The sequence below is a fragment of the Azospirillum sp. A1-3 genome (assembly GCF_023806445.1).
Classification (GTDB): domain Bacteria; phylum Pseudomonadota; class Alphaproteobacteria; order Azospirillales; family Azospirillaceae; genus Azospirillum.
This window is the reverse complement of sequence record NZ_JAMSLU010000008.1, coordinates 230627-251474: the sequence shown is the minus strand read 5'-3', so window position 1 is coordinate 251474 and position 20848 is coordinate 230627. Positions and strand designations below refer to the sequence as shown.

Below are 20848 nucleotides of genomic sequence, written 5' to 3'. Positions count from 1 at the left end.
TGGATTTTTGGGAAAGGGCCGCCGCGCGTCCCCCTCACCCTAACCCTCTCCCCGGGGGGGAGAGGGGATCTCGTTCCGCTCGGCGAGATGCGTGCATACCGAAACGCCCAATAGGCGAAGATCAGTGCGGGCAAGTGACCCTCGTCGGTGCCGGCCCCGGCGACCCGGACCTGCTCACCGTCGCGGCGGTGAAGGCGCTCGCCGCGGTCGAGGTTGTGCTCTACGACGCGCTGGTCAGCGACGGCATTCTCGACCTCGCCAACCCGAAGGCCGAGCGCATTTGCGTTGGCAAGCGCTCCGGCCGGCATTCGCTGCCGCAGGGGGAGATCAACGCGCTGATCGCCTTCCATGCGCAGCGCGGCAAGCGGGTGGTGCGGTTGAAGGGCGGCGACCCGATGGTGTTCGGCCGGGCGGGCGAGGAGATCGAGCATCTCGACAGCCTCGGCATTCCGGTTCGCGTCATCCCCGGAATCACCGCGGCGCTCGGCTGTGCCGCCTCGACGGGCCTGTCGCTGACCAGGCGCGGGGTGTCGCGCGCCGTGACCTTCGTCACCGCCCATGGCAGGGACGGCGAGCGGTTCGAGCCGGATTGGGCGCGGCTGGCCGACCCGCAGGGTACGCTGGCGATCTATATGGGGCGTGAGCAGGCGCGCGCGGTCGGCCAGGGGCTGACCGGGGCCGGGCTGCCGGGCGACACCCCGGTGCTGGCAGTGGAAAACGGCTGCCGGCCCGACGAGCGGCGTTACTGGACGACGCTCGGCGCGATGGCGGAGCGGGGGGTGGCCGCCGGCAAGGGGCCGACCCTGCTGCTGGTGGGGGAGGCGCTACGCCCGCGTAAGGTTGGGGCGGCGGACTCCGTTGATCTCCGCGCGTTTGGCAACCTCGCTCAGGGGTTCGATCACGACTGACATGGTGAAGACGGTGGCGTGCAGCAGGTTCGTCCCGTCCACCATCAGCCCGACATGGCCGGGGAAGAAGACGATGTCGCCGCGCTGATAGTCAACGCCGCGACCGTCGTCGGACAGCCACGTCCCCAGCCGGTCGTCCTTGCGCTGCATGCCGCTGCTGTGGTGCGAAACGACGCCGGCCGCCGCCATGGCGGTCAGCGCCAGCCCGGAACAGTCGATGCCGAAGCTGCTGCGCCCGCCCCAGACATAGGGCGTCTCCAGGAAGCGCAGGGCGGTGGCGAGGTGATCGGTCGCGGGAGGGGCGTCCACCGGCTCCAGCCAGCCCGCGAACAGCCACAGCCCGTCGTCGGTGCCGACCCAGCCATTCTCGGCCCGGCCGTCCAGCGTCACCAGCGATCCGAAGCTGAGCGTCGCCACCGGCGGCGCCCGGTGCGTCGGTCCGGGGTGCAGGTCTGCGCGCAAGGCCCGCACCCGGTGGGTGGGGGCGACCGGCTCCCGATGCGCGGTGCCCGGCGGCAGCCAGCCGACATGGCCGTCGAAGGCGTTCTCCGCCCGCAGCCAGCCGTCACGCTCCTCCAGAATGCGGAAGCGTTCGCCGCGGATCATCTCGCTGGTCTGGGGAACGCCGTTCTGCGGCTCCTCCAGCAGGACGGCGTGCGGGGCGGTCAGTTGGCGCGTGGTCATGGGTGCGGGCCGGGCTTGGTGAAAACCGGCTGCGACGATAGCGCCGCTGCCGATGCTGCGCGAGGGATAAAGCGCATCCGTTATTTCAACGGTGTTTCCGTCATTCCGCCGGAAATCTCCAGCGTGACCGGCGCATTGCCCGGTTCAGCCCGGCCGTTCCAGCCGGCACCTTTTGTGTGCGAGCCAAATCGTCAGCTTGGCTCGCCAATACGGATGCGGCTGAACAGAGGAGCGCAAGAGATGGCAACGATGAAGGTTCTGGTTCTGGGTGCCGGCAAGATCGGGTCGATGATCGGCACGCTGCTGTCCGAGACCGACGATTTCGCCGTCACCATCGGCGACCGGGACGAGGCGCTGCTGTACCGCGCCGAACATGCCGGGCTGCGGGTGAGGCGCGTCGATGTGGAGGATCAGGATTCCCTGCGCGCCGCCATGGCCGGCCAGCATGCGGTGCTGAGCGCCTGCCCCTTCACCCTGACCCCGGCCATCGCCACCGCCGCCGTCGCGGCCGGCGCCCATTACCTGGACCTGACCGAGGATGTCGCCGCCACCCGCAAGGTGAAGTCGCTGGCGGAGACCGCCAACAGCGCGCTGATCCCGCAATGCGGTCTGGCGCCGGGCTTCATTTCCATCGTCGGTCATGACCTCGCCCGCCGATTCGACGAGCTGCACAACCTGCACCTTAGGGTCGGCGCCCTGCCGCAGTATCCGACCAACGCCCTGAAGTACAATCTGACTTGGAGCACCGACGGGCTCATCAACGAATACTGCAACCCGTGCGAGGCCATCGTCGACGGCCGCCCGCACGAGGTGATGCCGCTGGAAGGCGATGAGCGCTTCGCGCTGGACGGCGTCGATTACGAAGCCTTCAACACCTCGGGCGGGCTGGGCTCGCTGTGCGAGACGCTGGCCGGCAAGGTGCGGAACCTCGATTACAAGACCGTGCGCTATCCCGGCCACCGCGACATCGTCCGCCTGCTGATCCGCGACCTGCGGCTGGGCGAGCGGCGCCACCTGCTGAAGGACGTGCTGGAGACGGCGGTGCCGCTGACGCTGCAGGACGTGGTTCTGGTGCTGGCGACCGCCACCGGCGTGCAGGAGGGCGAACTGCGGCAGGAGACCTTCGCCACCAAGATCTACAGCAAGCAGATCGCCGGCCGTACCTGGAGCGCCATCCAGGTCACCACCGCCGCCGGCATCTGCGCCGTGCTGGACCTGCTGCGCGAGGGCTCCATCCCGCAGGCCGGCTTCATCCGGCAGGAGCAGGTGCCGCTGGACGCCTTCCTGAGCAACCGCTTTGGCCGGCATTACAAGGGCTGAGCGTGTGGGGATGTCCCCCTCTCCCCCCTGGGGAGAGGGTCGGGGTGAGGGGGATGCAAGGCGAGGATCCTCGGGACGGCACGCAGTGCACCCCCTCACCCTAACCCTCTCCCCGGGGGGGAGAGGGGATCTTTCCGTCAGCGGGCGGGCTGATGATCAGCAGCGTGTCCTGGGGCTGGATGACGTAGCGGTTGCGTTCGGTGAAGGGGATGTTGCGGCCGTGGCTGTGGATCTGCACGACCATGCCGCCGGTGACCTCCGCCATCGTCAGGCCGACCTCGTCCGGCTCCGCCCGCCGCTCGCTGAGCACCATCTGCCCGCCGGCCGACATCAGGTCGCACAGGAATGGGGTGGCGTGGCGTGTCTCCACCGCGTCGGCCATCAGGTAGCCGCCGATCTTCGGCGGCGACACCACCAGATCGGCGCCGCTGAGGTTGGCGAGCTTGATGTTCTCCTCCTGCCTGATGTTCGCCACGATCTTGGTGGCGGCGGACAGGTGGCGCACGGTCAGGATGACCAGGATGGTGGTGTCGTCGCGACCGGTGCTGACGATCACCGCCTTGGCTTTGCCGACGCAGGCCTTGGTCAGCGTCTCCTCGCTGGTGCCGTCGCCGAGAAGGCCGATGAAGCCGGCGTCGGCGGCCAGCTGGATGCGGTCCTCCGAATCGTCGATGACGACAATGTGGTCGGGGGGATGGCCCTTCGAGACGGTCTCCTGCGCCGCGATGAATCCGCTGTGCCCGAAGCCGCACAGCACGATGTGACCCTGCAGCTGCTTCTGAATGCGGCTCAATCGGAATTCCTCCACGATCCTCTGCACCACCAACTCGTAGGCGGTGCCGAGAAAGATGAACCAGATGAAGATGCGGATCGGCGTGACGGCGAAGGCGTCGATCAGGCGGGCGGAGTGGCTGACCGGCACGATGTCGCCATAGCCGACGGTGGTGACCGTGATCATGGCGAAGTAGAGGATGTCGGGAAAGCTGATGGTGCCGTCGATCTGGTCCTTCAGCCCGTCACGGTCGAACCAGAACACCGCGATGACCAGCGCGATCAGGACGGCGACGATCCCGATGCGCAGCAGCAGCGTCTTTTCCGCCGACAGGCCGGAGCGGACATGGAGAAGCCGCCCCTTCTTCAGGGACGGCTTGCCTCGTCTTCTGTCCTGTATTCGCCGCTCCACCGGATCCTGGTTCCGCTGTTCGTCCGTTCGGGCTTTCCGCCCGATAGTCTGAACGCGCGAAACCGCGTTCGGGTCGCGGGAGCCGCGTCTCTAAAATTTGAAGACCGCCTCCATTCCGGCGAAGTGGATGGTCTTGGCCGGGCCGCTGTCCTTGAGGAAGGGACCGGGGCGGAACAGCGAGTAGGAGATCAGCCCCTCGAAAGAGCGGCCGGAGCTGTAGGACAGCACCAGTTCGCCCTGGGTGCCGACATAGCGCGCCCGTGACGCGGCGCCGGAGCGCAGCAGGCCGCCGGTCAGGTCGTACACCCCGTCATCCAGGCTTTCGCGCCAATAGGCGATGGCGGAGGCGGACAGGCTGAACTCGTCGGTTAGGGCGAGGTCGAGCGACGGGTGCAGGTTCATCAGGTTGTAGGGACCGATCGGCGTCAGCTCCCCGAAATACTTCGCGCGTGGGAACAGGGGGTTGAAGGTCTCCAGCCGGTCGTCGCTCGGATTGCCGTCGCCGCTGGCGATGTTGGCCTTGAGGCTAAGGCGCGGCTGCAGCGGCAGCGTGGTGAAGCGATAGCCGCTGTCGGTGGCGAGCGACCAGGCGCGAATCGATACGCCGCCAAAGCGGCCGAACTGGCCCATCGCCTCCCAGTTCCAGTCCCAGCCGGCGGCCTTGCCGAAGCTGCGCAGGCCGATGGTGTGGCGCAGTTCGTTGCCCCTGCCGGAGTCAAAGGCGGCGCGGCGGTTGCGGTAGCCGATGTAATAGGCGTCCAGGCCGGCGCTGCCCCCCCAACCCAGATCGAGCGGGCGCGTGGCGTAGAGCGCCCATGCCGTGCGCTTGGCGTCGCGGCCGTCGTCGAACAGCTCCGGCGTCGGCTGGACCGGCCGGCCATAGAAGGCATCGACCCGCCATGGACCGGCGGTGACGATGCCCTTCACCGCGTCGAAGGAGCGGGGCACGTTGGCGCCATAGCGGATGGAGATCAGCCGTTCCGACCCATAGGCCAGCATCTGGCGGCCGACGCGCAGCGTGCCTTGGGCATCGCCGAGCGGGGCGTTCAGGTCGGCGAAGCCCTGCATCAGGTCGATGCGGTCGGCGTCGGGTGGTGCCAGCGGGTCCAGCTTGCCCGCCGTGCCGGCCATGATGAGCTGGCCAAAAAGGCGAAGGCTCCGGCCGACGCGCAGGTCGGCATAGGGCAGGGCACGCCACAGACCGTAGGCGTCGTTGCGCGGCTCGTCCTGGCCCCAACTGCTGTTGCGGATCGCCTCGCCGCGCAGGCGAAGCTCCAGGCCGGTGGAGAGCGAGGCGGTGCCGTCGCCGGTGACCGGGATCGCCTTGAACCGCTCCCAGAAGGCGCCGGAGCGGGCCTCGGGCGAGAGCAGGTAGCGGTAATCCTCGTCGAAGCGGGTGTTGGTCAGCGGCGGTGGATTTGTCGGTTGGGCCGCATGGGCCGGACCGATCCACAGCAACAGGGCGACCGCCGCCGCGCGAAGGCGGGCCGACATGGGGCATCTCCGTGATGGCGCTGGACTGCACCGATCCTAGGGAGATGCCCGGCCGGGTGATTGCTCCTTCCGAACCGCTTTTGCCGGTTCTGCGCGCGGCCTTACCCCACCGCCGCCATCGACGCTGCCGAATCGGCCGTCCGCGTGGTGCCGTAGCGGCGGATCATCGCGGCGCAGAACTCGGCGAACTCCTCGGCCACCTGGGGCGGGCTGGTGTGGTGGGGTTCGACGCCGCGGTGTTCGGGGGTGAAGCAGAAGGTGACGGTGACGTCGAAATCGGCCAGCGCCTCCATCTGGCGGTCGAACCAGTCCAGCGCGTTCGGGCGGAAGCTGTCGGCCCAGGACAGGCCGGTGCGCAGGTGCCGCACGCCCAGCCGCTTCAGCCACGCCACCGCCTCGTCAAGCCGGTGATCCTCGTAATGGAACCACTGGCAGATGCCCATCTGGCCGGCATAGGGCGCGAAGGCCTCCACCGCCGGTTTCGGCGTGCCGTCGGCGCGCAGCAGGCCCATGTGGAAGTGGCGGTAATAGGAGGAGCCTTCGGCCTCCTTGTGGCGGGTGGTGGCCTCCCAATGGCTGGGCAGGTCGTACAGGCTGTACCAGTGGATGCGCGGCACCTTGCCGATCAGCAGTTCGGCGGTGCGCTTGACGCCCCAGGCCTGCACCTCTTCGGCGCCGAAGGAGGAGACGCCGGCCTCGGTCACCCAGATCGGTTTGTTGGTGACGGCGCGGATCTCGTCGATCTTGTTCGGCCACTCTTGGATCTGCCAGAGATTCCAGTCGAGCGGGAAGCCGTGGACCGCCACCACGTCCACCTCCTCCAGCGCGCCGCGTTCCTCCAGCCGGCGGACGAAGGACGGGTCGATGGGGGACATGCCGCCCAGCACGCGGGTGATGGTGGAATTCTCCGCCCGGATCGCCTGTCCGGCCAGGATGGTCATGCGGGCGAACAGGTCCCATTCGGGGTCGAGGTTGGGGTCCCAGTGCGACTTGTTGTTGGGCTCGTTCCAGATCTTGGCGGCTTCGATCATCCCTCGGTCCCTTTCGTCACGGCGTCTTCTTTGGGCTGGGCCGGGTACACCGCCCCGGCCTCGGTCGGGCGGTCGACCCGGCGGCAGACATAGACCTCGCGTTCCGGATGTTCGGTGATGGCGAAGCCGGCGCTACGCAGCATGGCCTCGGCGCAGGCGGCGTTGGGCGCCCACCAGTTGGTCCAGTCGCGGGCGTATTCGTGTTCGATGAAATGCAGCTTCGGATAGCCGGGATCGTCGAAGTGATCCTGTTCGAAGAAGTCATAGTCGGCGCGCACCGGCGCCACTTCGGCCGAGCCGCGCTGCATCGACTGGAAGATCATCAGATCCTTGGCGACATGGTCGTGGATCAGGTCGAGCGCCAGCAGCGGGTGGCGCAGGTGATAGAGCACGCCCATGAACAGCACGACGTCGAAGCTTTCGCCGAGTTTGGCGACGTCATAGACCGACATCTTGTGGAATTCGATGTCCTGGCCGGTCACCTCGGCGGCGAACTTGGCCTGGGCCAGATAGCGGTCGTCGAAGTCGATGGCGACCACCCGGTCGGCGCCGCGGCGCTTCATCTCGATGGAGTAGAAGCCGCCGTTGCAGCCGATGTCGAGAACGGTGCGGCCGGTCAAATCCTTCGGCACCGCGTGCTCGAACCGCTTCCACTTCACGTTCGGGTAGTCATTGAGGAAATGGTTGGGCGCCGTGCGCACGCCGTTGAGGTCGATGTTGTGGAACCAGTCGCCGAGTTCGGCCACCCGTTCACGGATCTGGTCGGCCGTCAGGCTCGTCATGCCGCACCCTCGTTGATGCTGTGGACCTTCAGCCCCCAATCGCCGGCGATCAGGACGCTGCGGGAAGCCGGGCTGATTTCGAATCGCCCATGGAAATCGAGCGGCAGGCCCAGGGCGTGGGCCAGCGCCGCCTTGATGATGTCGCCGTGGCTGACCAGCGCCAGCGTGCCGCCGGGGTTGGCGCGGCGCAGCCGGTCGAGCAGGGACGCGATCCGGGTCTGCGCCTCCGCCATCGATTCGCCGGGCGTGTCGCCGGGAGTGGGGCGGCCATGGCTGCGCGCCCGGTTCCACAGATCCCAGGCGGGATCGCCGCGCAGCTCCTCGAACCGCTTGCCGCTCCAGGCGCCGAGGTCGAGTTCGTTCAGCGCCGGTTCGATGGTCAGGGGGAGGGACTGCCGTTCGGCGATGGGGGTGGCGGTCTCGACGGCGCGTTCCAACGGGCTGGACAGCACGGCGGTCAGGCGCTGGCCCGACAGGCGATCGGCCAGCAAGTCGGCTTCCGCCCGGCCTTGGGCACTCAGCGTCACGCCCGCCATGCGGCCGCACAGGACCGAGCCCAGTCGGTCGTGCGAGCCGTGGCGGATCAGGATGAAGATGGTTTCCATGCCGCCGCTCACATCAGGCGGGTCGGCTTGGGCTCCACACGTTCGCCGGCGATGAAGCGCAGCGTGCGTTCCCGTGCCTCGTGGTCGGTGAACTGTTCCGGCGGCGACTTCATGAAGTAGCTGGACGGGCCGACCAGCGGGCCGGCGATGCCGCGATCCAGCGCCAGCTTGGCGCAGCGCACCGCGTCGATGACGATGCCGGCGGAGTTCGGGCTGTCCCAGACCTCCAGCTTCAGCTCCACATTCAGCGGAACGCCGCCGAAGGTGGTACCTTCCAGCCGGATATGCGCCCATTTGCGGTCGGTCAGCCACGGCACATGGTCGCTGGGGCCAACATGCACGTCGTCGGGATCGAGCGGCACGTCGAGCTGGCTGGTGACGGCCTGGGTCTTGGAGATCTTCTTCGATTCCAGACGCTCACGCTCCAGCATGTTCTTGAAGTCGGTGTTGCCGCCGAAATTCAGCTGATAGGTGCGGTCCAGCCGCACGCCGCGCTCGCGGAACAGGTTGGCCAGCATGCGGTGGACGATGGTGGCGCCGACCTGGCTCTTGATGTCGTCGCCGATGATCGGCAGCCCGCGTTCGGCGAAGCGCCGCGCCCAGACGGGGTTAGAGGCGATGAAGACCGGGATGCAGTTGACGAAGGCGCAGCCGGCTTCCAGCGCCTGTTCGGCGTAGAATTCCGTGGCCTGCTGCGACCCGACCGGCAGGTAGGAGACCAGGATGTCGGTGCCGGTGCGGCGCAGGGTTTCCGCCACATTCACCGGCCGTTGCTCCGATTCGGTGATGTCGCCGGCGAGGTATTTTCCGATGCCGTCAAGCGTCGGGCCGCGGTTCACCTGCACGCCGAAGCGCGGAGGCTTGGCAAAACGGAAAGTATTATTAGGTGGTGCGAAAATAGCCTCTCCGACATCGAACCCCACTTTCGAGGCTGCAACATCGAAGGCCGCAGAAATCTCGATGTCTCCAACGTGATAACCGCCGAGGTCGACAGTCATAAGCCCAGGTGGCGGCTCGTTGGCTTTGGCGTCAGCATAATAGCATATCCCTTGTACAAAAGATGATGCGCAATTCCCGACACCAGCTATTGCTACCCGGAGCTTTTTCCCAGTCACTGAGATCTCCCGTCCTTAAATGCACGTCATTTCACGGAGCGCGGATATTTGTAGACTTTAAAAGGAGTCATCGGAAGATCGGTCGTTGGTAGCAAGCCTTTTGGACGAGGTGCGCAATTTTTCACGCCGGTGTTAACGTCGACAGTACGGCCGACGTGACTCCGACACTGAGTTGCGAGCCGGTCCTGAAATAAAACCGCACAGGGTGCCCTGGGCAACTTGCGGGGACGAGCGGGGGGCTCGCGGTGTCGATGTCCGCAGGCCCTGCCCCTTGTTTCCGCACGTCAACGTCAAGAATCGTATCAAATTCCTCGGAGGGACTTGTGGGAGAGACCGTTCTCGTCACTGGCGGAGCCGGCTTCATCGGCCGCCACGTCGCCAAGGCCCTGCTTGCCCGCGGCGACCGTGTCCGGGTTCTGGACAGCCTGATCGAACAGGTGCACCCGACGCGGCAGCGCCCCGACGAACTGGATGCCGACGTGGAGTTGCTGGTCGGCGACGTGCGCGACGAGGCGATGGTCGCCAGCGCGCTGGAAGGCGTCGATTCGGTGATCCACCTCGCGGCCGAAGTCGGCGTCGGCCAGAGCATGTATGCGGTCGACCGCTACACTTCGGTGAACGACTACGGCACCGCCGTGCTGTTCCAGCGCCTGATCAACAAGCCGGTGCGCCGCGTCGTCGTCGCGTCGTCGATGAGCATCTATGGCGAGGGGCTGTACCGCACCGCCGACGGCACGCTGATGGAGGACGTCGTCCGCGGCGCCCGCAACCCCGACGGGACCTGGGATCCGCTGGACCAGCAGGGGCGGCCGCTGATGCCGGTGCGCACCCCGGAGAGCAAGCGCCCGGCGCTGAAGTCGGTCTATGCCATCGGCAAATATGTGCAGGAACGGCTGACCCTGACGCTGACCGCGCAGTATGGGATGGAAGGCTCGGCCCTTCGCCTGTGGAACGCCTATGGGCCGGGACAGGCGCTGTCGAACCCCTACACCGGCGTGCTGGCGATCTTCGCCTCGCGCATCGCCAACGGCCAGCGTCCGATGATCTTTGAGGACGGGCAGCAGCGCCGCGATTTCGTGCATGTCCGCGACGTCGCCCGCGCCTTCCTGCTGGCGCTCGACAATCCGGCCGCCAACGGCGAGGTGTTCAACATCGGCTCCGGCGAGGAGCGCACGGTGGAAGAGGTGGCGCTGATGCAGGCCGCCTCGATGGGCCGGCCGGACCTGACGCCGGACATCACCGGCAAGGCGCGGGCCGGCGACATCCGCCACAACATCCCCGACCTGACCAAGGCCCGCACCGTGCTGGGCTATGACCGGAAGGAGGATTTCTCCGAAGGGCTGGCCGAACTGGCGGAATGGGTCGCCCGGCAGGAGGCACAGGACCGCGTCGCCGACGCCCGCCGCGAACTGGAAGAGCGGGGTCTGGTGGCATGAGCGGCAGCAAGAACCCGGTTCTGATCACCGGCGGCGCCGGATTCATCGGATCGAACCTTGCCGACCGGCTGGCGTCGGACGGACATGACGTGCTGATCTATGACGCGCTGCGCCGTCCGGGGGTGGAGCGGAACCTGCGCTGGCTGCAGGCCCGCCACCCGTCGCGCATCACCGCCGTCACCGCCGACCTGCGCGACGAACAGGCGCTGGCCGATGCCGCCAAGGACGCCAAGGCGGTGTTCCATCTGGCCGCCCAGGTCGCGGTGACGACCAGCATGGTCGACCCGGTCGACGATTTCGAGGTGAACATCCGCGGCACCCTGTCCCTGCTGGAGGCGGTGCGCCGGCATGGCCAAAAGCAGGGTCGGCGGACGCCGGTGATCTTCGCCAGCACCAACAAGGTCTATGGCGACCTCGCCGACGTGCCCCTGGAACTGGTGGACGACGCCTACGCGCCCGCCGATCCGACGATCCGCGCGCATGGCGTGTCGGAGGCGCGTCCGCTCGACTTCCACACCCCCTATGGCTGTTCGAAGGGGGCGGCGGACCAGTATGTGCTGGATTACGCCCGCAGCTTCGACCTGCCGACCGCCGTGCTTCGGATGAGCTGCATCTATGGCCCGCGCCAGATGGGGACGGAGGATCAGGGCTGGGTCGCCCATTTCCTGATCCGAGCGCTGAACGGCGAGCCGATCACCATCTATGGCGACGGCCGGCAGGTGCGCGACGTGCTGTTCGCCGCCGACACAGTGCAGGCCTATGTCTCCGCCTGGGAACGGATCGAGCAGGTGAAGGGCCGCGCCTTCAACCTGGGCGGCGGGGCGGCCAACGCCATCAGCCTGCGCCAGTTGATCGCCCACATCGAATATCTGATGGGCCGCAAGGTGGAGGTCAGCTACGGCGACTGGCGGGCCGGCGACCAGCGCTACTACGTGTCGGACACCCGCGCGGCGCGCCACGCGCTGGGGCTGGCCGAGCCGACCGACTGGAAGCGCGGCGTGGCGCTGCTGGCCGAATGGCTGCGGGCGGAGAAGAGCGGCGTGCCCGAAGCCGCACCGTCGGTGGAGGCCGCCTGATGAGGGTTGCGCTGGTCAACCCGGCCTGGAGCTTCGACCACAGCATCTATTTCGGATGCCGCGAAGCGCATCTGCCGCTGGAGCTGGGATACAGCAAAGCGCTGCTTGAGCAGGCCGGGCACGAGGTGCTGTTGCTGGACGGTGCGCTGGACGGGCTGTCGAACGCGGAGATGGCGGAGCGGGTCGCCGCCTTCGCCGCCGACATGACCGTGCTGACCACCGCGCCGACCTACCTGTTCTGGCGCTGCGCCCAGCCGGAGCTGCGGGTGCCGCGCGAGTTCCTGACGGCGCTGGGCGGTCGCGGCGGGCGCACCGTCGCGGTCGGGCCGCATGGCTCCACCACCCCGGCGCCCACCCTGAGCAAGCTCGGCGTCGATCTGGTGGTGCGCGGGGAGTGCGAGGAGATCGTCGCAAAGCTGGCGGACGGTTTGGTGCTGGACGAGGTGCCGGCGCTGGCCTTCCAGCGGGACGGCGATCTGGTGGTGACCGGCGGGCCGCATGCGGCGCGCTTCACCGACCTGCCGGCTCTGTCCTGGCCGGTGGAGTGGCTGCAGCGCCATCCGCACCACCACCACCGCTATGGCACCGAGCCGGTCGGGCCGGGGGCGGAGGTGGAGGCGTCGCGCGGTTGCCCCTACAACTGCAGCTTCTGCGCCAAGATCGATTTCCGCGACCAGTACCGGCGGCGCGACACCGCCATCATCCTGGAGGAGATCGACGGGCTGATCGCGGCCGGTGTCCGCTATGTCTATTTCATCGACGAGATCTTCCTGCCCCGGCGCGACCTGTTGGAAGCGCTGGTGGAGCGGCCGATCCAGTTCGGCGTACAGACGCGCATCGATCTGTGGAAACCGGACATGCTCGACCTCCTGGGCGCGGCCGGCTGCGTGTCGATAGAGGCCGGGGTGGAAAGCCTGACCGAGGAGGGTCGCGCCTCGCTCGACAAGAAATGCCGGATGAGCACCGACGATCTGGCCGACCGGCTGATCCATGCCCGGCGCAGCGTGCCCTTCGTCCAGGCCAACCTGATCGCCATGGCCGGCGACGATGCCGACATGGTCAAGGCTTGGCGCGAGAAACTGCTGGCCGCCGGGGTGTGGGCCAACGATCCGGTGCCGCTCTACCCCTATCCGGCCTCGCCCGATTACCGCCGCCTGTGGGGCGAGCCGGACGACCGGGCGTGGGAGCGGGCACACGAGCATTACCTTGGCCAGTTCGAACGCCTGAGCGACATCCAGGAGGACGAGCCCTTGCCGCTGACGGAACTGGAGGCGGCATGCTCCTGCCGCTGACGAGTGCCCAAAGAAAACAACCGCTCGCGGAACCACCCCCAGAACCGCCTTATGTGCTGATGACGGCCGACAGCGTCGGCGGGGTGTGGACCTATGCGCTGGATCTGGCCCGCGAACTGGCGGGGCAGGGGACGCGGGTGACGCTGGCGGTGCTGGGACCGTCGCCCCACCCCGATCAGGTCACTGCCGCCGCCGCGGTGGACGGGCTGGAGCTGATCGACACCGGCTTGGCCCTGGACTGGACCGCGCCCGACGAGGCGGCGGTGCGCCGCACGGCGGAGGCGCTGGGCGATCTGGCGGCACGGCTCGGCCACGATGTGGTGCATCTGAACAGTCCGGCGCTGGCCGCCGATGCCGGCTTCACCATGCCGGTCGTCGGCGTCTGCCATTCCTGCATGGCGAGCTGGTGGGTGGCGGTGCGCGGCGGCGAGATGCCGGAGGATTTCCGCTGGCGGACCGAGCTTCTGCGTCGCGGCTATCAGGCCTGCGACGTGCTGGTGGCGCCCAGTGCCGCCTTTGCCGAAGCGACCGCCGCCTTGTATGGCGTGACGGCACCGGTGGTGGTGCGCAACGGGCGCTATGCCCGCAAGACCGGGCCGCGACGGGCCGCGATGGGGCGGGAACGCTTCGTCTTCACCGCCGGGCGGCTGTGGGATTCAGGCAAGAACGTCGAATTGCTGGACGCGGCGGCAAAGCTGCTGGACGTGCCGGTCTTCGCCGCCGGGCCGCTGGAAAGCCCGACCGGGCATCGGGTGGGGCTGAGCCATGCGCGGGCACTGGGGCGGCTGGACGGGGCGTCGGTCGCCGGGTGGATGGCGCGGGCGCCGGTTTTCGCCTCCCTGCCGCTCTACGAGCCGTTCGGGCTGACGGTGCTGGAGGCGGCGCAAGCCGGCTGCGCGCTGGTGCTGTCGGACATCGCCAGCTTCCGAGAGTTATGGGACGGCGCCGCTATCTTCGCCGATCCGGGCGATGCCGGTGCGCTGGCCACGACCCTGCGCCGGCTGCTGGACGACCCGCTGGAGGCCCGGCGGCTCGGCACCGCCGCCCGCCGACGGGCCGCCCGCTATGACATGGACCGGCTCACCGCCGGGATGCTCGACGTTTACCGGTCGGTGACGCATCCCGTGCGTTCGGAGGTGATCGCGTGAGGATCGTCTATTTCACCCATTCCCTGGCCTCCTGCTGGAACCATGGCAACGCCCATTTCCTGCGCGGGGTGCTGCGCGACCTGATCGCCCGCGGCCATGACGTGCAGGTACTGGAACCGGAAGGGGCCTGGAGCCTGCAGAACCTGCTGGCCGACCATGGCGAAGCCGGGCTGGAGGCCTATCGCACGTTGTATCCGGAGCTGTCGTCGCGGACGATGCCGAAGGGCTTCGACGTGGAGGCGGCCTGCGATGGTGCCGATCTGGTCATCGTCCATGAATGGAACGACCCGGCGCTGGTCGCGGCGGTCGGGGAGGCGCGCAGGCGCGGCGGCCGCTTCACCCTGCTGTTCCACGACACCCACCACCGTGCGGTCAGCGATCCCAAGGCGATCAACGCCTTCGACCTGTCCGGCTATGACGGCGTGCTGGCCTTCGGCGAGACGCTGGCGGCCGTCTACCGCCGCTGGGGCTGGGAAGGCCGGGTCTTCGTCTGGCACGAGGCCGCCGACATCCGGCTGTTCCACCCGCCGGCCGAAGAAGGGCCGCGCAGCGGCGCGGTGTGGATCGGCAATTGGGGCGACGGCGAGCGGACGGAGGAGCTTGAACGCTTTCTCTTCGCGCCTGCCAGGGCCGCCGGGCTGCCGCTGGAGATCTACGGCGTGCGCTATCCAAAGCCGGCCCTGGCAACGCTGAAGCGCTACGGCATCGCCTACAAGGGCTGGCTGCCGAACGCGCGGGCGCCGGAGATCTTCGCCCGCCACCGCGTCACCGTCCATGTGCCGCGCCGCTTCTATGTCGACATGCTGCCGGGCATCCCGACCATCCGCGTGTTCGAGGCGCTGGCCTGCGGCATCCCGCTGGTCAGCGCGCCGTGGAGCGATGCCGAGGGGCTGTTCCGCCCCGGCCGCGACTTCCTGTTCGCCCGCGACGGCGAGGAGATGGCCGCCCATCTGCGCGCCGTCGACCAGGACGAGGGGCTACGCGCCGAGTTGGTCCGCAACGGGCTGGAGACGATCCGCGCCCGCCACACCTGCGCCCACCGTGTCGATGAGCTGCTGTCCATCGTCGGCAGCCTGCGCGGCAATCAAAAAGAACCGGTCCTTGAGGAGTCCGCCCGATGAAGATGGCCTTTTACGGGTCCAGCCTGCTGTCCTCCTACTGGAACGGCGCCGCCACCTATTACCGCGGCATGTTGAGCGAACTGGCCAGGCATGGCTGGGACATCACCTTCTACGAGCCGGACGCCTTCGATCGCCAGAAGCACCGCGATATCGAGCCGCCGGACTATGCCAAGGTCGTCGTCTATGACGCCACGCCCGAAGCCTGCCGCACGGTGATCGCGGAAGCCGCGAAGGCCGATGTGGTGGTCAAGGCCAACGGCGTCGGCGTCTTCGACAATGAACTGCTGGACGGCGTGATGAACGCCGCCGACCCGCAGGCCCTGCGCATCTATTGGGACGTGGACGCCCCGGCGACGCTGGCGGAGCTGCGGCAGGCGCCCGACCATGTGCTGCGCCGCCGCCTGCCGGAGCTAGACTTCGTGCTGACCTATGGCGGTGGGCCGCCGGTGGTGTCGGCGTACGAGGCGATGGGGGCGCCGGTCTGCCGGCCGATCTACAACGCGCTGGACCCGTCCACGCACCATCCGGTGCCGCCGCAGGACCGCTTCCGCGCCGACCTGAACTTCCTCGGCAACCGGCTGCCCGACCGTGAGGCGCGGGTGGAGCGATTCTTCCTAGAGCCGGCGGCGCGCAATCCGGACGGCCGCTACATCATCGGCGGCAGCGGCTGGGAGTCCAAGGGCCTGCCGGCCAACGTCACCCACATCGGCCATGTCGGCACCGCCGATCACAATGCCTTCAACACCTCGGCCAAGGCGGTGCTGAACATCGCCCGCGACAGCATGGCGGAGGTCGGCTTCTCCCCCGCCACCCGCGTGTTCGAGGCGGCCGGCGCCGGCGCCTGCCTGATCACCGACGCCTGGGAGGGGGTGGAGCTGTTCCTGGCCCCTGACGAGGAGGTGCTGGTCGCCCGCGACGGGCAGGACGTGACCGAGCATCTGCGGGCGCTGACGCCGGAACGCTCCCGCGCCATCGGCGCGGCGGCGCGGCGCCGCATCCTGGCGGGCCACACCTATGCCCGCCGGGCGGTCGAGGTGGACCAACTGTTGCGCGGCGCGCTGGCTGCCCGCCGGGAACGGAGCGCGGCATGAAGCTGGTCGTCCTGGGGCTCAGCCTGTCCTCCTCCTGGGGCAACGGGCACGCCACCACCTTCCGCGCGCTGCTGAAATCCTTCGCGGCGCGTGGGCACCAGATCCTGTTCCTGGAACGCGACGTGCCCTGGTACGCCGACAACCGCGACTTGCCGAATCCGGGCTGGTGCGAGCTGGCCTTCTACAAGGACCTCGAGGATCTGAAGCGCTTCACCGCCGCCGTCGCCGGGGCGGATGCGGTGCTGGTGGGATCTTACGTGCCGGAGGGGGTGGCGGTCGGGCGCTGGGCGCAGGAGACGGCGCGGGGTGTCGTCGCCTTCTACGACATCGACACGCCGGTGACGCTGGCAAAGCTGGAGCGCGGCGATTACGAGTATCTCGCGCCGGAGGTCATCCCCGGCTTTGATGTGTATTTCTCCTTCACCGGCGGGCCGACGCTCGACCGGCTGATGGGGCAATACGGCTCGCCGGCCGCAAGGGCGCTCTACTGTTCGGTGGATGCGGAGGCCTACGCGCCGATGCCGGTGCCCAAGCGTTGGGACCTCAGCTATCTCGGCACCTACAGCATCGACCGCCAGCCGACACTGGACCGCCTGCTGCTGGAGCCGGCACGCCGGGCGCCGGACCTGCGCTTCGTCGTCGCCGGGCCGCAATATCCCGACGACATCGTCTGGCCGGCGAATGTGGAGCGGCTGCACCATGTGCCGCCGGCCGACCATCCGGCCTTCTACGCGGCGAGCCGTTTCACGCTGAACGTGACGCGCGAGGACATGATCCGCGCCGGCTACAGTCCCAGCGTCCGCCTGTTCGAAGCGGCGGCCTGCGCCACGCCGATCATCTCCGACATCTGGGACGGGATCGATACGCTGCTGGAGCCGGGCCGCGAGATCATCCTGGCGGAAAGCGCCGACGGGGTGCTGGAGGTTCTGCGCCGCCCGGCGGCGGAGGGCGAGATCGGCGAGCAGGCGCGCCGGCGGATCCTGGCCGCGCACACCGCGGCGCACCGGGCCGAGACGCTGGAACGCGAGCTGGTCGCGGCGATGGAGCGCGGGCTTGCCCCCACCTAAGCGGCGATTCGTGCGTTGCGGTGTGCTTCAGAACGGCTTGAAGAACGGATCGTCGCCCTCGGACGCGAAATCGACGACAGGCTTCGGGAAGCACTTCAGGTGCTCCGGCTCGAATGGGAGCTGCGGCAGATGCTGCGTCACGATGGCGGCCACGGTGTGGGCCTGCTCCACGTCGCGGGCACGCTTCACCGGATCGCGCCCGTCGTCCTTCGTCCCCAGCCAGAGCTTGTAGAGGGCGAAGGCTCGGGGGTCGGGGCAGGCCATCGGCACAGGCTGGCCATCCTCGCCGACGGCGACCGCCTCGAACTTCGGCGCGTTGGCAACCCACTTCATGTTCACGATCGACGAGGCCAGCAGGTCGCCCTCGCCGAACCCTTCCCGCTCGTCCCGCCAAGGCGGGTTCGCCGCGGCCTTGATGAGATCGACGTAGTAGCCATCGCGGTTGACGGCCCGGAATGACGCCTCGTCCGCTTTTTTGAAGCTGCGGTCAACCGAGCGCAGGACATCGATGACGCTGGCGGGCTCCTCGCCGGTCACTGTCAGCCGCAGCCTCGCCCGCGCCTCCATCAGGATGTCGAGGTCGTCGGTCGCCAGCAGGTCCGTCCGCACGAAAACCCCGGCCGCCGCCTCGTAGGCGTAGATCGCGTTCGTCCCGGCGACGTAGACGTTGTGCCCGAGCAGCCCTTCGCGATCGAGCCGCCGGAGGATCTTCGAGGCGATGGTCGGGACACGGCCGAGATCGACCGCCCGGTTCAACCGGGCCTGCTCGGACAGCCTTCGCGACAAGGAGTCCAGCCGCTCCTTGGCCTCCTCCTTCCCCGTCCGGAACTCCTCGTAGATGCGTTCGGTCTCGGGCGACCGCGGCCCGAGGCTCCGCATCTTACGGACCCCGGTGCCGGGATCGTCGAACACCTTCACCAGATAATCCGCTCCCTTTTCCTCCTTCCACGACAGGCTGCCCGCGTACCCGGCGCGGCGTCGCCAAGCGGCCCGCCAAGCGTCCCACAGCTGTCGCATGTCAACGAGCATGCGGCGCTGGTTCGCGGTCATCAGGAGCAGCTCGGGCATCTGGTCTCCTCGTTTCTACGAATAAGTACGTTTCTTCATATTTCCGTAGAAACTGGCGACTTTCAATGCCTTATGCGGTCTTCTACAGAATGGGAGCGTTTTCTGGAATTTCGTAGAAACCGAGCTGAAACAGTCTATTGGCAGGGTGTTCGCAACAGGGAGCGTGGGAGATCAGGGAGGGGGCGTAACGCCCCCTCCCACCGACACTTACTTGCTGTAGTCGTAGAAGCCGCGGCCGGACTTGCGGCCGAGGAAGCCGGCGTCGACCATCTCCTTCAGCAGCGGGGCCGGGCGGTACTTCGGATCGTTGAAGCCTTCATAGAAGACCTCCATCACCGACAGCATGGTGTCCAAACCGATCAGGTCGGCGAGCGCCAACGGGCCGATCGGGTGGTTGCAGCCGGCCTTCATGCCGGCGTCGATGTCCTCGGCCGTGGCGATGCCTTCCTGCAGCGCGAAGATCGCTTCGTTGATCATCGGGCAGAGGATGCGGTTGACGGCGAAGCCGGGGCTGTTCTTGGCGGTGATCGGCGACTTGCCGACGCGCTTGGCGAAGGCCATCGCCTTGGCGTGGGTGTCGTCGCTGGTCTGGATGCCGCGGATGATCTCCAACAGCGCCATCAGCGGCACCGGGTTGAAGAAGTGCAGGCCGATGAAGCGGTCCGGACGGTCGGTGGCCGTCGCCAGCTTGGTGATGGAGATCGACGAGGTGTTGGTGGCGACCAGCGCCTCCGGCTTCAGGGTCGCGCAGAGTTCCTTCAGGATCTTGACCTTCAGGTCCTCGTTCTCGGTCGCGGCCTCGATCACCAGATCGCAAGCAGCCAGCTTCGACTTGTCGGTGGTGGCGGTGATGCGCGCCAGGGCCGCTTCGCGGTCGGCGGCGGTCATCTTCTCCTTCTTGACCAGACGGTCCAGGCTGCCGGCGACGGTCGACAGGCCGCGCTGCACCGCTGCCTCGGAGATGTCGGTCATCACCACCGTCAGGCCGGCGACGGCGCAGACCTGGGCGATGCCGTTACCCATCTGTCCGGCGCCGATGACGCCGATGGTCTCGATTCCCATGCTCTCGGCCATGTTTCTTGTCCCTATCGTTGAGCGCGTGCGTTGGTTCGCAGATGCAGCATCTTCTACACGTTTTTTCGTTGCGCTGCGATGACTTGTCGTATGCGGCAAGGCGGGCTTCCACCCGGCGCGGCGACCTGCCGCAGCCCTGCCATCGGCGGAAATCCGCCGACTGCTAGAGCCGGGACGGCGGATTTCCGCCGAAAAAATCTGTGGTCGGAAAGGCTGGGTCCAGGCTTTTCAACTGTTTGCGCGGCGAACTGATTATGGCACGCCGCTTGCTCTCTCCTTGGTCAACCGCGGCGACGGGTCGCGGATCAAGCCCCATGGGAGAGACCAGATGCTCAGGAAGACCCTGCTTGCCGCCACCGCCTTCGCCGCCGCCGCGCTCGCCACCCAGGCCGCCTCGGCCGCCGATCTGGTCCGACTCGGCAACCTGAAATTCGCCCATTACGGCGCGGTTTCCTACATGAAGGAGATCGCCGGCAAGTACGACCTGAAGATCGAAGAGCGGGTCTTCGCCAAGGGCATCGACATCCTGCCGGCCATCGTGGCGGGCGAGATCGACGTCGCCGCCAGCGCCGTCGACGCCGCCATCGCCGGCCGCGCGTCCGGCGTGCCGATCTATGCGGTGGCCGGCTTCGCCAAGGGTGGCGCCCGCATCGTCGCCAAGCCGGACGCCGGCATCAAGAGCATCGCAGACCTGAAGGGCAAGAAGGTCGCCACCCCGCGCGGCGGCGCCCAGGAACTGATCCTGCTGGCCGAGCTGTCGAAGCATGGGCTGAGCTGGTCCGACCGTCCGGGCAAGGACGTGCAGATCGTTTATATGGCTTATGCCGACATGAATCAGGCCCTGCTGGCCGGCAGCATCGATGCCATGTCGCAGTCCGAACCGCAGTCGAGCCAAGCCATCAACAAGGGCTTCGGCGTCGAGGTGGTGAAGCCCTACGACACCGAGCTGGGCGAGCCGGTGCGCTCGCTGGTGGTCACCGAGGACTTCTACAAGAAGAAGCCGGACGTCGCCCAGCGGCTGGTCCGCTGCTTCGTCGAGGCGACGGCGACCTTCATCGCCAATCCCGATCTGGCCGAGACCTATGTCCGCGAGAAGATGTTCAAGGGCCAGCTGAGCAGCCAGGACTTCAAGGACGCCATCGGCAACTCGCCCTACAGCTATGACATCTCGGTCCATCACGTGCAGGTCACGACCGACATGATGCAGAAGTTCGGCGTCGGCCGCATGGACACCCCGCCGAAGGCCGAGGATTGGGTGAAGCTGGACCTGCTGGAGAAGGCGAAGGCCGGCGCCAAGGCGGCTGATGCCGGCACCGTGAAGGCGAACTGAGCCACACCCAGCGGAAGGAGGAC

19 protein-coding genes are annotated in these 20848 nt (G+C 67.8%); 10 read left to right on the top strand and 9 right to left on the bottom strand.

The window, feature by feature from the left end:
• Window positions 1-134: 134 nt before the first annotated feature.
• Window positions 135-908 (top strand): uroporphyrinogen-III C-methyltransferase, encoded by a 774-nt coding sequence (cobA, locus tag M5E06_RS34155; RefSeq protein ID WP_353654390.1) that lies wholly within the window; start codon window positions 135-137, stop codon window positions 906-908.
• On the opposite strand, the gene M5E06_RS34150 is transcribed toward cobA, so the two are convergent.
• Window positions 825-1592, bottom strand: a complete 768-nt coding sequence (locus M5E06_RS34150) for a C40 family peptidase (RefSeq protein WP_252142062.1) — start codon at window positions 1590-1592, stop codon at window positions 825-827. The two genes, cobA and M5E06_RS34150, sit on opposite strands and share 84 nt — an antisense overlap.
• A gap of 240 nt (window positions 1593-1832) precedes the next feature.
• Here M5E06_RS34150 and M5E06_RS34145 point away from each other — a divergent pair, with 240 nt between their 5' ends.
• Entirely contained in the window at window positions 1833-2912 is a 1080-nt protein-coding gene (locus tag M5E06_RS34145; protein WP_252142061.1) for a saccharopine dehydrogenase family protein, read from the top strand.
• Window positions 2913-3012: 100 nt separating this feature from the next.
• Here the strand turns inward: M5E06_RS34145 and M5E06_RS34140 are convergent, their stop codons facing one another.
• From M5E06_RS34140 to M5E06_RS34115, 6 genes are all read right to left on the bottom strand, one after another.
• Window positions 3013-4095 carry a potassium channel family protein gene (locus M5E06_RS34140; protein ID WP_252142060.1) on the bottom strand — a complete coding sequence of 361 codons (1083 nt, stop codon included), beginning with the start codon at window positions 4093-4095 and terminating at the stop codon, window positions 3013-3015.
• A 90-nt stretch (window positions 4096-4185) separates the two neighbouring features.
• Window positions 4186-5589, bottom strand: a complete 1404-nt coding sequence (locus tag M5E06_RS34135; protein ID WP_252142059.1) for an alginate export family protein — start codon at window positions 5587-5589, stop codon at window positions 4186-4188.
• Window positions 5590-5690: 101 nt separating this feature from the next.
• Entirely contained in the window at window positions 5691-6620 is a 930-nt protein-coding gene (locus M5E06_RS34130) for a glycosyl hydrolase (protein WP_252142058.1), read from the bottom strand.
• Complete coding sequence (locus tag M5E06_RS34125; protein WP_252142057.1) at window positions 6617-7402, bottom strand: TIGR04290 family methyltransferase; 786 nt, start codon at window positions 7400-7402, stop codon at window positions 6617-6619. The genes M5E06_RS34130 and M5E06_RS34125 overlap by 4 nt, the downstream gene beginning before the upstream one ends.
• Complete coding sequence (locus tag M5E06_RS34120) at window positions 7399-8007, bottom strand: histidine phosphatase family protein (protein ID WP_252142056.1); 609 nt, start codon at window positions 8005-8007, stop codon at window positions 7399-7401. The genes M5E06_RS34125 and M5E06_RS34120 overlap by 4 nt, the downstream gene beginning before the upstream one ends.
• An 8-nt stretch (window positions 8008-8015) precedes the next feature.
• Window positions 8016-8846, bottom strand: coding sequence for an inositol-3-phosphate synthase (locus M5E06_RS34115; protein ID WP_252142055.1), 831 nt, complete (start codon window positions 8844-8846; stop codon window positions 8016-8018).
• 599 nt (window positions 8847-9445) lie between these two features.
• Between M5E06_RS34115 and M5E06_RS34110 the strand changes: the two genes are divergently transcribed.
• Genes M5E06_RS34110 through M5E06_RS34080 form a run of 7 tightly spaced genes read left to right on the top strand, consistent with a single transcriptional unit; the run spans window position 9446 to window position 17353 of the window.
• A complete protein-coding gene (locus M5E06_RS34110; RefSeq protein ID WP_252142054.1) occupies window positions 9446-10558 on the top strand; it encodes an NAD-dependent epimerase/dehydratase family protein in 1113 nt (370 codons plus the stop codon).
• Entirely contained in the window at window positions 10555-11634 is a 1080-nt protein-coding gene (locus M5E06_RS34105; RefSeq protein WP_252142053.1) for an SDR family NAD(P)-dependent oxidoreductase, read from the top strand. The genes M5E06_RS34110 and M5E06_RS34105 overlap by 4 nt, the downstream gene beginning before the upstream one ends.
• On the top strand, window positions 11634-12926 hold the full coding sequence (locus M5E06_RS34100; protein WP_252142052.1) for a TIGR04295 family B12-binding domain-containing radical SAM protein: 1293 nt from the start codon (window positions 11634-11636) through the stop codon (window positions 12924-12926). The genes M5E06_RS34105 and M5E06_RS34100 overlap by 1 nt, the downstream gene beginning before the upstream one ends.
• Window positions 12927-12985: 59 nt before the next feature.
• Complete coding sequence (locus M5E06_RS34095) at window positions 12986-14074, top strand: glycosyltransferase family 4 protein (protein WP_252142051.1); 1089 nt, start codon at window positions 12986-12988, stop codon at window positions 14072-14074.
• Window positions 14071-15195 carry a CgeB family protein gene (locus tag M5E06_RS34090; protein WP_252142050.1) on the top strand — a complete coding sequence of 375 codons (1125 nt, stop codon included), beginning with the start codon at window positions 14071-14073 and terminating at the stop codon, window positions 15193-15195. Before M5E06_RS34095 ends, M5E06_RS34090 begins: the two co-directional genes overlap by 4 nt.
• A complete protein-coding gene (locus M5E06_RS34085) occupies window positions 15192-16286 on the top strand; it encodes a CgeB family protein (RefSeq protein WP_252142049.1) in 1095 nt (364 codons plus the stop codon). The genes M5E06_RS34090 and M5E06_RS34085 overlap by 4 nt, the downstream gene beginning before the upstream one ends.
• Window positions 16283-17353, top strand: coding sequence for a CgeB family protein (locus M5E06_RS34080; protein ID WP_252142048.1), 1071 nt, complete (start codon window positions 16283-16285; stop codon window positions 17351-17353). The genes M5E06_RS34085 and M5E06_RS34080 overlap by 4 nt, the downstream gene beginning before the upstream one ends.
• A 27-nt stretch (window positions 17354-17380) precedes the next feature.
• Here M5E06_RS34080 and M5E06_RS34075 read toward each other — a convergent pair whose 3' ends face one another.
• Both M5E06_RS34075 and M5E06_RS34070 read right to left on the bottom strand, forming a co-directional pair.
• Window positions 17381-18421 carry a GSU2403 family nucleotidyltransferase fold protein gene (locus M5E06_RS34075; RefSeq protein WP_252142047.1) on the bottom strand — a complete coding sequence of 347 codons (1041 nt, stop codon included), beginning with the start codon at window positions 18419-18421 and terminating at the stop codon, window positions 17381-17383.
• A 207-nt stretch (window positions 18422-18628) separates the two neighbouring features.
• Window positions 18629-19495: a 3-hydroxybutyryl-CoA dehydrogenase gene (locus M5E06_RS34070; RefSeq protein WP_252142046.1), complete on the bottom strand. Its 867-nt coding sequence runs from the start codon at window positions 19493-19495 to the stop codon at window positions 18629-18631.
• Between the two features lie 328 nt (window positions 19496-19823).
• On the opposite strand from M5E06_RS34070, the gene M5E06_RS34065 reads away from it, so the two are divergent.
• A complete protein-coding gene (locus tag M5E06_RS34065; RefSeq protein WP_109151938.1) occupies window positions 19824-20825 on the top strand; it encodes an ABC transporter substrate-binding protein in 1002 nt (333 codons plus the stop codon).
• Window positions 20826-20848 lie beyond the last annotated feature (23 nt).

Coding starts and splice junctions, on each gene's coding strand:
- M5E06_RS34150 (WP_252142062.1), bottom strand. CDS start 1,592: ATGACCACGCGCCAACTGACCGCCCCGCACGCCGTCCTGCTGGAGGAG.
- M5E06_RS34145 (WP_252142061.1), top strand. CDS start 1,833: ATGGCAACGATGAAGGTTCTGGTTCTGGGTGCCGGCAAGATCGGGTCG.
- M5E06_RS34135 (WP_252142059.1), bottom strand. CDS start 5,589: ATGTCGGCCCGCCTTCGCGCGGCGGCGGTCGCCCTGTTGCTGTGGATC.
- M5E06_RS34130 (WP_252142058.1), bottom strand. CDS start 6,620: ATGATCGAAGCCGCCAAGATCTGGAACGAGCCCAACAACAAGTCGCAC.
- M5E06_RS34125 (WP_252142057.1), bottom strand. CDS start 7,402: ATGACGAGCCTGACGGCCGACCAGATCCGTGAACGGGTGGCCGAACTC.
- M5E06_RS34120 (WP_252142056.1), bottom strand. CDS start 8,007: ATGGAAACCATCTTCATCCTGATCCGCCACGGCTCGCACGACCGACTG.
- M5E06_RS34105 (WP_252142053.1), top strand. CDS start 10,555: ATGAGCGGCAGCAAGAACCCGGTTCTGATCACCGGCGGCGCCGGATTC.
- M5E06_RS34100 (WP_252142052.1), top strand. CDS start 11,634: ATGAGGGTTGCGCTGGTCAACCCGGCCTGGAGCTTCGACCACAGCATC.
- M5E06_RS34095 (WP_252142051.1), top strand. CDS start 12,986: ATGACGGCCGACAGCGTCGGCGGGGTGTGGACCTATGCGCTGGATCTG.
- M5E06_RS34085 (WP_252142049.1), top strand. CDS start 15,192: ATGAAGATGGCCTTTTACGGGTCCAGCCTGCTGTCCTCCTACTGGAAC.
- M5E06_RS34080 (WP_252142048.1), top strand. CDS start 16,283: ATGAAGCTGGTCGTCCTGGGGCTCAGCCTGTCCTCCTCCTGGGGCAAC.
- M5E06_RS34075 (WP_252142047.1), bottom strand. CDS start 18,421: ATGCCCGAGCTGCTCCTGATGACCGCGAACCAGCGCCGCATGCTCGTT.
- M5E06_RS34070 (WP_252142046.1), bottom strand. CDS start 19,495: ATGGCCGAGAGCATGGGAATCGAGACCATCGGCGTCATCGGCGCCGGA.
- M5E06_RS34065 (WP_109151938.1), top strand. CDS start 19,824: ATGCTCAGGAAGACCCTGCTTGCCGCCACCGCCTTCGCCGCCGCCGCG.